The organism is Streptomyces sp. NPDC051738, from assembly GCF_044453205.1.
Classification (GTDB): domain Bacteria; phylum Actinomycetota; class Actinomycetes; order Streptomycetales; family Streptomycetaceae; genus Streptomyces.
This window is the reverse complement of the sequence record NZ_JBITCM010000006.1, coordinates 389463-402298: the sequence shown is the minus strand read 5'-3', so window position 1 is coordinate 402298 and position 12836 is coordinate 389463. Positions and strand designations below refer to the sequence as shown.

Annotated in this window: 11 protein-coding genes and 2 pseudogenes; 9 read left to right on the top strand and 4 right to left on the bottom strand. The window is 70.1% G+C overall.

What is annotated here, in order from left to right; translation table 11 throughout:
* Nucleotides 1-15: 15 nt before the first annotated feature.
* Nucleotides 16-852 (top strand): DUF2993 domain-containing protein, encoded by an 837-nt coding sequence (locus ACIA8X_RS17280; RefSeq protein WP_393447951.1) that lies wholly within the window; start codon nt 16-18, stop codon nt 850-852.
* Between the two features lie 15 nt (nt 853-867).
* On the opposite strand, the gene ACIA8X_RS17275 is transcribed toward ACIA8X_RS17280, so the two are convergent.
* Nucleotides 868-1503 carry a TetR/AcrR family transcriptional regulator gene (locus ACIA8X_RS17275; RefSeq protein ID WP_399458607.1) on the bottom strand — a complete coding sequence of 212 codons (636 nt, stop codon included), beginning with the start codon at nt 1501-1503 and terminating at the stop codon, nt 868-870.
* 136 nt (nt 1504-1639) lie between these two features.
* On the opposite strand from ACIA8X_RS17275, the gene ACIA8X_RS17270 reads away from it, so the two are divergent.
* From ACIA8X_RS17270 to ACIA8X_RS17255, 4 genes are read left to right on the top strand one after another with little or no spacing between them, the layout of a single operon-like run.
* Nucleotides 1640-2758: a VOC family protein gene (locus tag ACIA8X_RS17270; protein ID WP_399458606.1), complete on the top strand. Its 1119-nt coding sequence runs from the start codon at nt 1640-1642 to the stop codon at nt 2756-2758.
* Nucleotides 2759-2807: 49 nt separating this feature from the next.
* Nucleotides 2808-3746 (top strand): fumarylacetoacetate hydrolase family protein, encoded by a 939-nt coding sequence (locus ACIA8X_RS17265; protein ID WP_399458604.1) that lies wholly within the window; start codon nt 2808-2810, stop codon nt 3744-3746.
* 17 nt (nt 3747-3763) lie between these two features.
* Nucleotides 3764-5365 (top strand): bifunctional 3-(3-hydroxy-phenyl)propionate/3-hydroxycinnamic acid hydroxylase, encoded by a 1602-nt coding sequence (locus tag ACIA8X_RS17260; protein ID WP_399458603.1) that lies wholly within the window; start codon nt 3764-3766, stop codon nt 5363-5365.
* Nucleotides 5362-7344 carry an acetoacetate--CoA ligase gene (locus ACIA8X_RS17255; RefSeq protein ID WP_399458602.1) on the top strand — a complete coding sequence of 661 codons (1983 nt, stop codon included), beginning with the start codon at nt 5362-5364 and terminating at the stop codon, nt 7342-7344. The genes ACIA8X_RS17260 and ACIA8X_RS17255 overlap by 4 nt, the downstream gene beginning before the upstream one ends.
* Nucleotides 7345-7391: 47 nt before the next feature.
* Here ACIA8X_RS17255 and ACIA8X_RS17250 read toward each other — a convergent pair whose 3' ends face one another.
* Nucleotides 7392-7901, bottom strand: coding sequence for a MarR family winged helix-turn-helix transcriptional regulator (locus ACIA8X_RS17250; protein WP_399458601.1), 510 nt, complete (start codon nt 7899-7901; stop codon nt 7392-7394).
* 157 nt (nt 7902-8058) lie between these two features.
* Here ACIA8X_RS17250 and ACIA8X_RS17245 point away from each other — a divergent pair, with 157 nt between their 5' ends.
* Both ACIA8X_RS17245 and ACIA8X_RS17240 read left to right on the top strand, forming a co-directional pair.
* Nucleotides 8059-9207 (top strand): ABC transporter substrate-binding protein, encoded by a 1149-nt coding sequence (locus ACIA8X_RS17245; protein ID WP_399458600.1) that lies wholly within the window; start codon nt 8059-8061, stop codon nt 9205-9207.
* Between the two features lie 397 nt (nt 9208-9604).
* A pseudogene (locus ACIA8X_RS17240) lies at nt 9605-9786 on the top strand (ATP-binding protein); the annotation flags it as partial.
* 42 nt (nt 9787-9828) lie between these two features.
* Here ACIA8X_RS17240 and ACIA8X_RS17235 read toward each other — a convergent pair.
* Together ACIA8X_RS17235 and ACIA8X_RS17230 are read right to left on the bottom strand one after the other, a co-directional pair.
* Complete coding sequence (locus tag ACIA8X_RS17235) at nt 9829-10515, bottom strand: hypothetical protein (protein WP_399458648.1); 687 nt, start codon at nt 10513-10515, stop codon at nt 9829-9831.
* A 515-nt stretch (nt 10516-11030) separates the two neighbouring features.
* The gene (locus tag ACIA8X_RS17230; RefSeq protein ID WP_399458599.1) at nt 11031-11375 is read right to left on the bottom strand and encodes a DoxX family protein; all 345 of its coding nucleotides are present in this window, start codon (nt 11373-11375) and stop codon (nt 11031-11033) included.
* 75 nt (nt 11376-11450) lie between these two features.
* Here ACIA8X_RS17230 and ACIA8X_RS17225 point away from each other — a divergent pair, with 75 nt between their 5' ends.
* A complete protein-coding gene (locus tag ACIA8X_RS17225) occupies nt 11451-11660 on the top strand; it encodes a hypothetical protein (protein WP_399458598.1) in 210 nt (69 codons plus the stop codon).
* 240 nt (nt 11661-11900) lie between these two features.
* A pseudogene (locus ACIA8X_RS17220) lies at nt 11901-12836 on the top strand (hypothetical protein); the annotation flags it as partial.

Genomic DNA, 12836 nt, shown 5'->3' with positions numbered 1-12836 from the left:
TTCGAGAGGAACGCCATGCACCAGCCCCCGTACAACGAGAAAACCGTGGGTGAGCCGTACTACTACGGCGACACGCACTACGGCGACGCCCACTACACCGACGCCCACGCCTACTACACCGACACAGCCACCTACGTGAGCTCCCCGACCCCTGGGCGACGCCGCAAGATCATCGCCATCGCCTCCCTCACGGCCCTGCTCCTCGGCGCCGTCGCCGTCGACCGGGTCGCCGCGGCCGGCGTGGAGAGCCGTACGGCCAAGGCGTTCCAGGACGGCATGGGGACAGCGAAGCGACCTTCGGTGCACGTCAGCGGCTTTCCCGTGCTGACGCAGCTGGCGGACGGCAGCCTGCGGCATGTCGACATCACCGCCCACGACATACCCGCCCGCGGGGCAACCCGACCGCTGCCGGTGACGAAGCTGTCCATCGGCCTCGACGGACTCAAGACCTCGGGGAGCGCCGACGAGGCGCATGCCCGCGACGTCGAGGCGACCGCCTTCCTGTCGTACGAGGACCTGTCGAACGCGCTCGGCCTGCACGTCTCGCAGGGCGACGGGCCCGGCCGGGCGAACCTGACGGTCAGCCTGCCGCTCGCCGGGGACGTGACCGTGAGCACGGCCGTCTCGGCGGCCTCCGGCAACCGCATCGCCTTCAGGGACGTCCGGGTCGCCGAGGGCGAACTGATCCCGCCCGCCGAGGCGTTGCTCGACAAGGCCCTGGAAGCGCCCGTCCCGCTGCACAACATCCCCGCCGGGCTGCACCTGCGGTCGGTCACCACCACGGAGAGCGGGATCGAGGCCCGCTTCACCGGCAAGTCGGTGACCTTCCGCCCGAGTTCGACGTCCGCGTGACCCCGCGGACCTTCGTCAGCCGAGGTCGGGCAGGGGGCGCCGGGCGACGTCGCGGGCGTCCTCGGGCGGTACGCCCAGCATCCGCAGCAGCATCTCGGCCAGGTTGGACGCGGCCTCGTCCCCGTCGAGTTCCGGCCGCGCGAACCGCAGTTCCAGCAGTGCCAGCAGCGAGCCGCCGACGGCGGTCAGCGCGGCCACCGGGTCGACGATGACGAAGCGGCCGGAGGCGACGCCGACCTCAAGGTCGCGCAGGGCGCGCGGCGCCAGGCCCGAGTCGGAGTGGATGTGGCCGAGTCCGCGGTGGCGCAGCACCTGCATCAACTCCGGGCGGGACTCCGCCATGCGCGCGCTGAGCCGGAAGCCCGCCGCGACGAGTTCCGCGGGGTCGTCGATGCCCTCCAGATGCTCGTCGAAGGTCTGGCCGAGCTCTTCGAGGGCGTCCTTCACCGCCGCGTCGAACAGCTCCGTCTTCGACTCGAAGTGGTTGTAGAAGGAGCCGAAGCCGACGTCGGCGCGTTCGGCGATCGCCTGGATGCTGGCGCTGGTGTCCCCGGTCTCGGCGAGGATCTGCCGGGCGGCACGGACAAGTGCCTGCCGGGTCTCGGCACGGCGCCGTTCGAATCGGTTGCGGGGCAGGGCTGACGTCGACATATGCGCGAGTCTAGCAACGGGCCATCTGATGCCACAGTTCTGATGACTCCATCACTTTCAGCGGGTTCAGCTATTGACGATTGAGAAGTCAATGCTGATGATTTCCTCATTACGGCAATGTTGCTTGGAGGACGCCATGTCCAGAACAGCCCATCAGGACCTCCACAGTGAGCAGGGCGCCCTGCTCGGCGAGCATCCAGGTCGGTCCCGGAACCCCGTGATCAAGGTCGCCGACCTGGCGTGGCTGGAGTTCGAGAAGCCCGACCTGGACCGGGCCGAGGTCTTCGCCCGCGACTTCGGCTTCGGCATCGCCGCACGCACCGAGCGGGAGCTGTGGCTGCGGGGCACCTTCGCCGGCTCCCCGTGCATGGTGATCCGACAGGGCCGTACGTCCCGTTTCATCGGCCCGGCGTTCCGCGCGGCCGAGCGGGCCGACCTGGACCGGCTGGCGCGGGCGACGGGGACGGTCGTACGGGACGCGGACGTGCCCGGCGGCGGCAAGGCCGTGCACCTGCTCGACCCGTCGGGCTTCCCGGTGCGGGTCGTGCACTGCGGCGAGGAGCTGCCGGCCCTGCCGGAGCAGCGGCCCCTGCTGCTCAACTTCGGCACCGAGCACCGCCGTACGAACGTCACGCAGCGTCCGCCCCGCGAGCCGTCCCGCATCCAGCGGCTGGGTCATGTGGTGCTGGAGACACGGGTGTTCGGCCGGGCCCTGGACTGGTATCTGGACACGCTCGGCATGATCGTGTCCGACTTCCTGTTCCTGGACGGGCAGCGCGGGCGCGGCCCGACGATGGCGTTCATCCGCTGCGATCTGGGCAGCGTGCCGGCCGACCACCACACGCTGGCCATGCACCTGGGGCCGGGGACGGGTTATGTCCATTCCGCCTACCAGGTCACCGACCTCGACTCGATCGCGGCCGGTGGCGAGTACCTGAACGAGCGTGGCTACAAGCGCAGTTGGGGCATCGGCCGGCACATCCAGGGCAGCCAGCTCTTCGACTACTGGCGCGATCCCGATCACTTCATGCTGGAGCACTTCGCCGACGGCGACCTGTTCTCCTGCGACCTGGAGCCCGGCTGGGCGCCCATGTCGACCAGCGGTCTCGCCCAGTGGGGCCCGCCCGCCACCCGCGACTTCCTCGGCGCGAGCCCCTCCCCGCAGCGGGTCCGCGACGTCATCGAGGCCCTGCGCGGCGACAACGAGATGGACCCGGCCCGTCTCCTCGGCCTGCTCAAGGCCGCCAACACCTGACCCCCTCCCCCTCCCCCTCCCCTCCCCTCCCCAAGATGAAGGCCCTGACATGAGTACGAACGTCCTACGCACCGCCGACGGCTGGTGGGTGGTCCTCGGCGACCGCGCCGTCCCCGTCGACACCAAGGCGGCGACCACCGCGGACCTGCTCGCCGACCGCGCCGCCGTGCGAGAGGCGGCCCATTCGGGTGAGCCGGGCACTCCCGTCGCCGACCTGGTAGCGCTCTCCCCGGTCACCACCCCCTGCCGGGTGGTCGCCCAGATGGTCAACTACCGTAGCCACGCCCGCGATTCGGGCTTCACCGGCGACATCCCGCCCGCCTTCTTCCGCAAGGCGTCCGGCTCGGTCAGCGGCCCGGGCGAGGCCATCGTCCGGCCCCCGCACGTGAAGTTCCTCGACTACGAGGTCGAGCTCGGCCTGGTGATGGGGGCGCCGCTGCCCATCGGCACCGTCGTCGAGGAGCGGGACCTGCCCTCGTACGTGGCCGGGCTCGTCATCACCAACGACGTCAGTGCCCGCGAGGTACAGCTGACCAAGACGCAGTTCTACGAGAGCAAGTCGTACCCCACCTTCACGCCGACCGGCCCCCACCTGGCCCTGCTGGACCCGGAGGACTTCGCCCATCTCCTGGACCTGCGGCTGAGGTTGAGCGTCAACGGCGACCTGCGCCAGGACCGCACCCTCGCCGACATGATCGTCCGCCCGGCGCAGGCCCTCACGCTGCTGGCCCGGTTCCAGACCCTCGACCCCGGCGACCTGCTGCTGACCGGCACCCCCGGCGGCACGGCGCTGAAGGCCCCACCCAAGGCCGTCGAGAAGATCGGCGCGCTGCTCCCGCCCGCCGTGAAGTGGAAGGCGTTCTTCAAGACCCAGGCCAAGAACCCCCACTACCTGCACCAGGGCGACGTCGTCACCGCCACCATCGCCACCCCGGACGGGCGCATCGACCTCGGCGAGCAGCGCACCCCCGTCAGCGACGCGAACTGACCCGAAACGAGCCGCACATGACCGTCGAGCACACCTCGGCCGACGTACCCGTGGTGATCGTCGGAGCCGGGCCCGTGGGCGTGACCGCCGCCCTCCTGCTCGCCCGACGTGGGGTGAGGACCGTCGTCCTCGAACGCCACCACGACATCTATCCCCTCCCCCGCGCCGTCGCCACCGACGACGAGGTCCGCCGTATCCTCCAGGCGGCCGGGGTCCAGGAGGAGTTCGCCGCGATCGCCCGCCCCGCGCGGGGACTGCGGCTGCTGGACGCCCGGCACCGGGTGCTGGCCGAGTTCCCGCGCGCCGCGCAGGGTACGCACGGCTTTCCGCAGACCAGCATGTTCGACCAGCCCGAGCTGGAACGGGTGCTGCGCGACGCCCTGGCCCGCACCCCGCAGTGCGAGCTTCGCGACGGCGTGGAGGTCGTCGGCGTCGAGCAGGGCGGCGACGGCCCGGTCCGGGTGACCTACCGCGACGACGCGGGCGACCACCTGCTGCGGGCCGACGCCGTCCTCGGCTGCGACGGCGCCAACAGCCTGACCCGCGCTGCCATCGGCGCCACCTGGGAAGACCTGCGCTTCGAGGAGCGCTGGACGGTCATCGACGTGCGCACCACCCTCCCGGTCCGCTGCTGGGAAGGCGTCGAGCAGGTCTGCGATCCGCGGCGCCCGGCCACCTTCATGCGGATAGGCGAGGACCGCTACCGCTGGGAGTTCCGGCTGTACGACGACGCGGAGCCGGATCTCGATCGGCTGCGGGAGCTGGTCGCCCCGTGGGTGGAGCTCACGTACGGCGCCGACTTCGAGGTGGTCCGCAAGGCGCAGTACACCTTCCGGGCGCGGATCGCCGACCGATGGCAGCGGGGACGTGTCTTCCTCCTCGGCGACGCGGCCCACCTCACCCCGCCGTTCATCGGGCAGGGCCTGTGCGCGGGGCTGCGCGACGCCTACAACCTCACCTGGAAGCTCGCCCGCGTCCTCCAACAGGGCGCGCAGGAACGGTTGTTGGAGACGTACGAGAGCGAGCGCCGGCCGCACGCCCGCCATGTGATCCGGCTCGCGGTGGCCATGGGCTGGGCCATGACGGGCGGCCAGGACGGCGCCGCCGCCGTCCGGCGCGGACTCCTGGGCGCGGCCGTCCGGGTCCCCGGGCTGAGTACGGCGGTCGCCCGCGACCTCAGTCCGGGACTGACCGCCGGGCCGCTCGTCCGCCGCCGCACCGGGAGAGGCGGCGGTCTCGCGGGCCGCTTCTGCCCGCAGCCCTGGGTGAGCGCCGACGGGCGGCGCGCCCGCCTCGACGACCTGCTCGGCGACTCCTTCGCCGTCCTGACCGCCGTACCGCTCTCCCCCTCCCTGCGCGCGGTCGCCGACGGCCTCGGCGCCCGGATCCTCCCCGTGGCCGGCCTCGGTGACGACGGCCGCCTCGCCGACTGGCTGCGCGCGGGCCGGGCGGACGCCGCGCTGCTGCGACCGGACCGGGTCGTGATGGACGTCGTCCCGGCGGGCGGCGGCGCGTTCACGGGCACGGCCGGCTGGGCGTCCCTGCTGCACACCACACGAAGCCCCCTTCCTTCCCAACGGACCGTTGAGAAAAGCCTGTTGAGGAGCACCACACGATGAACACCCCGACCCCGACCCCCTTCTTCACGCCCGATCCGGAGGCGGCGGCCGCCAGCCGCATCGTCGACTTCGCCCGCTGGGCCGCCCGGCACCGAGGCGTCGAGGCCGATGCCGATTACGCCGCCCTGCACCGCTGGTCGGTGACCGACCTGGAGGGCTTCTGGGGTGCGGTGTGGGAGTACTTCGGCGTCGACGCCGAGACGCCGTACGAGCAGGTGCTGGCCGAGGAAAGGATGCCGGGCGCCCGCTGGTTCCCCGGCGCCACGCTCAACTACGCCCACCACGCGCTGCGCAATCTCACGGACGACGAGGCGGCGATCGTCGCCCTCGACGAGACGGGCGCCGGGTACGAGGTGACCGGGAAGCGGCTGCGCGCACAGGTCGCCTCCGTCGCCGCCACCCTGCGCGAGTTGGGGGTGGGACCCGGCGACCGGGTTGTCGGCTATCTGCCCAACACCCCGCACGCGATCGTCGCGTTCCTGGCCGCGGCGAGCCTGGGTGCCGTGTGGTCGGTGTGCGGACAGGACTACGCCCCCAAGGCCGCCGCCGACCGCTTCGCCCAGCTCGAACCCACCGTCCTGATCGCCGCCGACGGCTACCTCTTCAACGGCACCACCCACGACCGCCGAGACGCCGCCCTCGAACTGGCCCACGCGCTGCCGACGCTGAAGGCCACCGTACTGGTGGACCACGCGGGCCTCCCGGGCCTCTCGGAGAACTACCCGTCGCTGGTCCTCCCGTGGGAGGACGCCTCCACCCGCTCCGAGGAACTCGCCTGCGAGCCGGTGCCGTTCGACCACCCCCTCTGGGTCGTCTTCTCCTCCGGCACCACCGGACTACCCAAGGGCATCGTCCACAGCCACGGCGGCGTCCTCCTCGAACACCTCAAGACCCTGAGCCTGCACTCCGACCTCGGCCCTGGCGATCGCCTCCTGTGGTACACCACCACGCACTGGATGATGTGGAACCTGGTCGCCTCGACCCTCCTGACCGGCGCCACGGCCTGCACGTACGACGGCAGCCCGGCCCCCCTGAGCCACCCCGACGTGCTGTGGGAACTGGCAGCCCGCCACCGCGTCACGGTCTTCGGCACCAGCCCTCAATACCTGCTGGGCATGGCCAAGTTCGGCATCGACCCGTCCGTGCACGACCTGTCGTCGATCCGTGTCATCGGCTGCACCGGGTCCGCGCTGCCCGCCTCCGCGTACCCCTGGGTCCGCGACCACGTCGGCGACGGCGTCCTGCTCGCCTCCATCAGCGGCGGCACCGACATCGTCTCCGGCTTCGCCGGCAGCGCGCCCACGACCCCCGTCTGGGCGGGCGAGCTGTCGGCTCCCCACCTGGGCGTGGCCCTGGCCGCGTACGACGCCGAGGGCTTCCCGGTCTTCGACCAGGTCGGCGAGCTGGTCGTCACCCGCCCGATGCCGTCCATGCCGCTGTACTTCTGGAACGACCCCGATGGCAGCCGCTACCGCGCCGCCTACTTCTCGGCGTACCCGGACGTATGGCGGCACGGCGACTGGATCACGGTCACCGGACACGGCTCGGTGATCGTGCACGGCCGCTCCGACTCCACCCTCAACCGCAACGGCGTGCGGCTGGGCAGCGCCGACATCCACGACGTCGTCGAACGGCTCCCCGAGATCGCCGAGGCGCTGGTCATCGGCGCGGAGGAGCCGGACGGCGGCTACTGGATGCCGCTGTTCGTGGTCCTCGCGGCCGGGGCGAGCCTCGACGACGCCCTGCGCGACCGCATCCGCGACGCCATCCGCACCGGCGCCTCACCCCGCCACGTCCCCGACGAGATCCTCGAAGTGCCGGCCATCCCGCACACCCGCACCGGGAAGAAGCTCGAGGTCCCGGTCAAACGCCTCCTCCAGGGCGCCCCCGCCGAGCAGGTCGTCAACGCCGCGGCGGTGGACGCGCCGGATCTCATCGAGTACTACGCCCGTCTGGGGGCCGAACGCCGCAGCCGCTGAGGGCGGGAGCTGCGGGCGGGAGCTGCTGCCGGGAGCTGCGGGGCGCGCTACCGCCGCCGCCAGGGCAGCGCCTCCGGTTCGGCCTCGGTACCGTCGTCGGCGCGCTGCAGTGCCGTGCCGATCGCCTCACCGATCTCGGCGAACTGGCGGACCTGGTCGGGGGTCAGGACGTCGAACACCGCACGGCGCACGGCCTCGACATGGCCCGGGGCCGTCCGCTCCAGCAGCTCCTGCCCCTGGTCGGTGAGGGTGGCGAGCTGGTTGCGCCGGTTGGCGGGGTCGTCACGGCGGTCCACGTGGCCGGCCTGCTGGAGGCGGGTCACGGCGTGGGTGAGGCGGCTGCGGGTGATCTTCAGCCGGTGGGCCAGCTCGGACATGCCGAGGGTGCGGTCGGGGACCGAGGAGAGGTGGCTCAGCAGGGTGTAGTCGGCGTGGGTCAGTCCCGCGTCCCGCCGGAGCTGCCGGTTCAGGTGATCGCTCAGCAGGGTGGAGAAATCGATGTAGGCCAGCCAGGCCTGTTGTTCCTCGGAGGTGAGCCAGCGCGGCGTCGTGGACATGGGGGCAGCCTACCGACGTTTCGTTTGAACCTTCAATCCAGCGATGTTTGAACTTTCAATCCATGCGATGTAGCGTACGAGCGAGAGTTCGTTTGAAGTATCAAACGCTTTGCGGGCGGCCCAGGATTCGCGAGCCCAGGAAAGGCAGCACATCGCCATGAAGCTCAGCAAGAAGAACAAGCTCGGTGCGGCCGTCGCGACGGGCGTCGCGCTCGCCGCGGTCGCCACCACCGCGATCGCCCAGACGCCCCAGGCCGACCGGGCCGACCGCCCTGCCGCCGCGAGCGAGCAGGATCAGCTGGCGGCGCTCTACAAGGCGGCGGAGGCCGAGGGCGGGAAGGTCACCGTCTACATGGGCGGTGACGCGCCGGGCCAGTGGGACTCGCTGGCCAAGGCATTCACCCAGCAGTTCCCGGACGTGAAGCTCAACCTGGTCACCGACCTGAGCAAGTACCACGACGCCCGCATCGACAACCAGCTCGCCACCGGCAAGCTCGTCGCCGACGCCGCCATCCTGCAGACCAGCCAGGACTTCGACCGCTGGAAGAAGCACGGCGACCTGCTCAAGTACAAGCCGGTCGGCTGGGACAAGGTGTTCACCAACGCCAAGGACAAGGACGGCTACTACACCGGCGTCTTCTACGGCGCCTTCTCCTACATCGTCAACGCCAAGCAACTCCCGACGAAGGCAAGCGACTTCAAGGGCACGGACCTGCTCAAGCCCGAGTACAAGAACAAGCTGATCCTGACCTACCCGAACGACGACGACGCCGTGCTCTTCGGCTACAAGCAGATCGTCGACGAGTACGGCTGGAACTACCTCGCCGAGCTGGCCGCGCAGAACCCCAAGTTGATCCGCGGCGTCCCCGGTTCCGCGGCCGGCGTTGCGAGCGGCGACTACCGCGCCTCCATCGCCGTAGGCGGCGACGCCCGCCCCAACGGCACCCAGGTCTTCTCGAACACCGAGCGCTTCAACTCCTGGGCCCAGCGCGGCGCCATCTTCAAGCAGGCCCCGCACAAGGCCGGCGCCAAGCTCTTCATGAGCTGGCTGAACTCCCAGGCCGTCCAGAAGAACGCCATCGCCACCTGGACCTGGTCCACCCGCAAGGACGTCGCCCCGCCGACCGGCCTCAAGCCCCTGGCGTCGTACAAGAACACCGACCCCAAGGCCTTCGCCAAGTTCATGTCCAACCGCGACGCCGTCGAACGCTTCCGCTCCCAGGTCGAGCTCTACTTCGGCCAGGTCAAGGGAACCGACCCCGGCGACCCCACGGACACCCTCGGCCGCACCCCCGGCGCCTTCTGAGAACCACCTGACAAGCACCGTCAGGGAGATCCACACCATGAAGACACAGGGCGTCACCTGGAACGCGACGACATCGAGGCCGCCTCCGCCGAACTGTCGGCCGCCGGCGTCGAATTCCTCGGCGATGCGGCGGGGGCACGTCACGCGCGGATGACGGGCACGGCTCGCTCCACCGTGTAGGCGTGTACGGCCGTCAGGACCGTGTGCTGGTCGGCGAGGAGTCCGGCGACCTGCTCGGAGTGGAGCAGGTCGTCCAGGGCGGCGCGGCTGTCGGTTCCGATGACGACGCTCGCGTGGTAGCGGCGGAAGACTGGGGTGTCGTGACCGACACCGGGCGTGGTGGCTTTATCGAGCAGCAGACCATCGCGGTGGTAAGTCGATGCGGGAGCTTGAACGCAAGTTCAGCTACGTGGAACTGGACCGCCACGGCGCCGAGCTCCTCTTCCAGGTGCGGACTGAGCGCGAGGGGAGGAACAGCGTCGCCATCGCATCCAACGAGTCTTTCGGCGGCTGGACCAAGACCTTCACCGACCCCGCCTCTGCGCGGCCATCGTCGACCGGCTCATGGAGAACAACTCAGCGAGGTCGGCGATCGTGTGCTCGCCACTCCCTTCCACTGTGTCAACGACGCTTGAGAGCCATGTCCAGCCGTCGCCGGAACGGCTTGTAGTCGTGGTCGGGAAACCACTTGGGAAACAGTTCGAGCATCGTGCGGAGCCTGGCGACCGTGCTGTCGCTGCCCTTGAGCGAGGACTCGGTGAACAGGTACTGCCAGCCGAAGGTGCCCTTCGTGACGCGCAGGGCGTCGAGATAGCCCTGGTAGTCCAGGTCCAGCGTGTAATAGTGGTCGCTGGTCTTGTCGAACCAGATCTCGGGCTGCTCAACACCCGGCTGCACCCTGAGCGCGGCGAGATGGCCTGTGCCCCACTCGGGCGTTCCGTCGATGCACCGGAGTTCGGACTGAAGCCGTTCTTGCTCGGGCGTCATGTTCGCCCACAGTTCGAGCGGCCGCTGATTCAGCACGGCAGTCTCCAGGGCCTCCAGGCAGAACTCCCCGGTGATGAAGTGATCCTCGCCCTCGGCGCTCTGCCAGGCGCTGCCGAGATACTCGAACCGGAAGTGACTGTCCCGGAAGGACGGGCCCAACGGCATGCCCGTGGCGACGGAGACGGTGTCGACGCTGGTCTCGGCATCCTCGATCTCGGGGTCGATCTCCCGGTACTCGTTGAGGACTTCGATCCCGGGACAGTTCTTCAGCTCGTCCAGGACGTCGATCCAGGTCTGCTCGTAAGGGGCCAAATTAACCATGGGGCGAGCTTAGGAGGCCGCCCCGCCATCCTTCAGCAGCAGGGGCAAGCCGCGCAGTGAGTCCTGGTGAGGCTCTCGACGGGCTCTCTGAGCGGCATCGTCCCAGATCAGCGATATCCGTTGTCTTTGCGCCCGTTACTTCATCAACTGCCTCCGCAAGCCATCGACATGCGCTGTCCTTAGACAGACGTCGACGAAGCCCGGCGTGAGGTGCATGAAGCGGGACCAGGGCAGGAAGGTGTACGTCCGCAGGCCCGCGCTCCGGCAGTGTGCAGCGCGGGACCCATGCGGTCGTGGACGTACGTCCGGAACGCCCGGCCGCGTACCCCGCGGCGCCGGCGCAGCAGGAGGACCGTGCGGTGGCCCACGGCGTCGTCGTGACCGTCGGTCCACCAACGGCCGCCGCTCGGGGCGGTGACCTGCCCGAGAACCCACTCGAAGATGTTCTGCTCGTCGACGTAGACCTCCCGCATGCGCAGCGGCCAGTAGCCGTGATCGTTGGTCGGCGGGGATCGCTACCGCAAGAGGGCGATCAGGTAGCCCACCACGACCAGGGCCGAGACGATCGCCGGTACCACCGCGGACAGTCGGTCCCCGGCACGCAGGTGCGCCGCGACCGCCCCGGTGAGCAGCAGCAGGAACCCGGCCGCCGCCAGGGCGCCCAGCGCCGGCAGCATCAGCCCGAGGAGCAGCCCGATCACGCCGGCGAGTTCGAGAGCGCCGATGACCCGGTACACGCCGAGCCCGAATCCCACGTGAGCGGCACGTTCCACCATCGGGGCGGCGCCGATGGCCTTACCGACGCCCAGGAACGCGAACCAGACGGCCAGGACGGAGGTGAGGACGGTCAGCGGGACCACTTCGGCTGTCTCCTTGGTGCAGTGATCGGTTGAGGAAAGCTTCACTTTCGAGACTGATGTCAGTCAATAGAACTGATGAAACATTCAGATAACCCCGCCGACCGAGGCAGGGTGGCGGCGGGGGCGGGGAGTGTCGCGGTGGACGTGATGTCCGCGAAGTTCGCGCTACGCCCGGGGGCCGTGGGTCAGGGGCGGGCCAGCCGGAGCGAGGCGACGGACGGCGTCACCAAGGCGCTTGTCGACGCGCGCCGAAAGCCCGATGGGTCGGGCCCGTGGGCGACCTGACGGTCCGTCGGATGTGCGTACCGGCGGCGCAGGCGTGTCGTGTGGTGCAACTGCCCTGCCGCATCGCCGCCCTGCCACCACCCGGGCCAATCGGTGACCGCGTGCGCTACCCCATCCGGTGGCTTATGACCGTCGCAGCGTTATTCATATCAGCCGATTTCCTATTCATTCCACTGTCCGGCTCTTGGTGCTGACCAGCCGTCACGAGGCCCTGAACCAAGTCGAGGAGAGTGGAAGCAAATGACGACATCGCCGAAATGGCGATCTGTTCTGGCGCCGGCCATGGCGGCCGCGCTCGCCGCAGCCGCCCTGGCGAGCGCGAGTGCCGCCAACGCACAGGACCACACCACCCCGCACCCGCCGTATCCGGCGAAGCCCGCCCACCCTGGGCATGGGGCGCAGCCGGCCTATCCAGGGCATCCGGTGAAGCCGGACCACCCGGTCAAGCCGGAGCATCCGGTGAAGCCGGCCTATCCGATCAAGCCGGAGCATCCGGTGAAGCCGGTGTACCCGATCAAGCCGGAACATCCGGTCAAGCCGGCCTACCCGATCAAGCCCGACCACCCGGTGAAGCCGGTGTACCCGATCAAGCCGGAACATCCGGTCAAGCCGGCCTACCCGATCAAGCCCGACCACCCGGTGAAGCCGGCCTACCCGATCAAGCCGGAACACCCGGTCAAGCCGGTGTACCCGGTCCACCCGGTCAAGCCCGCGCTCCCGGTCAAGCCCGAACTGCCGGCCAAGCCCGAACTGCCGGTCAAGCCAGTGCACCCGGTCAAGCCCGCGCTGCCGGTCAAGCCGGTACTCCCGGCGAAGCCCGAACTGCCGGCCAAGCCCGCACTTCCCGAGAAGCCTGCGCTGCCGGTCAAGCCCGCGCTGCCGGCGAAGCCGGTACTCCCGGCGAAGCCTGAGCTTCCCGCCAAGCCCGCGCTGCCGGTCAAGCCCGCGCTCCCAGCCAAGCCTGAGCTGCCGGCCAAGCCCGCACTCCCGGCGAAGCCCGCACTGCCCGCCAAGCCCGTGCTTCCCGCGAAGCCCACTCTCCCCGAGAAGCCCGCACTCCCGGCCAAGCCTGAGCTTCCCGCCAAGCCCGCACTCCCGGCGAAGCCCGCACTGCCCGAGAAGCCCGCACTCCCGGCCAAGCCCGCACTGCCCGCCAAGCCTGAGCCTCCGGCGAAG

Excerpts from the sequence above, each read along its gene's own strand:
- ACIA8X_RS17280 (WP_393447951.1), top strand. The coding sequence starts at position 16 with ATGCACCAGCCCCCGTACAACGAGAAAACCGTGGGTGAGCCGTACTAC.
- ACIA8X_RS17250 (WP_399458601.1), bottom strand. The coding sequence starts at position 7,901 with ATGTCCACGACGCCGCGCTGGCTCACCTCCGAGGAACAACAGGCCTGG.
- ACIA8X_RS17260 (WP_399458603.1), top strand. The coding sequence starts at position 3,764 with ATGACCGTCGAGCACACCTCGGCCGACGTACCCGTGGTGATCGTCGGA.
- ACIA8X_RS17225 (WP_399458598.1), top strand. The coding sequence starts at position 11,451 with ATGAAACATTCAGATAACCCCGCCGACCGAGGCAGGGTGGCGGCGGGG.
- ACIA8X_RS17270 (WP_399458606.1), top strand. The coding sequence starts at position 1,640 with ATGTCCAGAACAGCCCATCAGGACCTCCACAGTGAGCAGGGCGCCCTG.
- ACIA8X_RS17245 (WP_399458600.1), top strand. The coding sequence starts at position 8,059 with ATGAAGCTCAGCAAGAAGAACAAGCTCGGTGCGGCCGTCGCGACGGGC.
- ACIA8X_RS17235 (WP_399458648.1), bottom strand. The coding sequence starts at position 10,515 with ATGGTTAATTTGGCCCCTTACGAGCAGACCTGGATCGACGTCCTGGAC.
- ACIA8X_RS17275 (WP_399458607.1), bottom strand. The coding sequence starts at position 1,503 with ATGTCGACGTCAGCCCTGCCCCGCAACCGATTCGAACGGCGCCGTGCC.
- ACIA8X_RS17255 (WP_399458602.1), top strand. The coding sequence starts at position 5,362 with ATGAACACCCCGACCCCGACCCCCTTCTTCACGCCCGATCCGGAGGCG.
- ACIA8X_RS17265 (WP_399458604.1), top strand. The coding sequence starts at position 2,808 with ATGAGTACGAACGTCCTACGCACCGCCGACGGCTGGTGGGTGGTCCTC.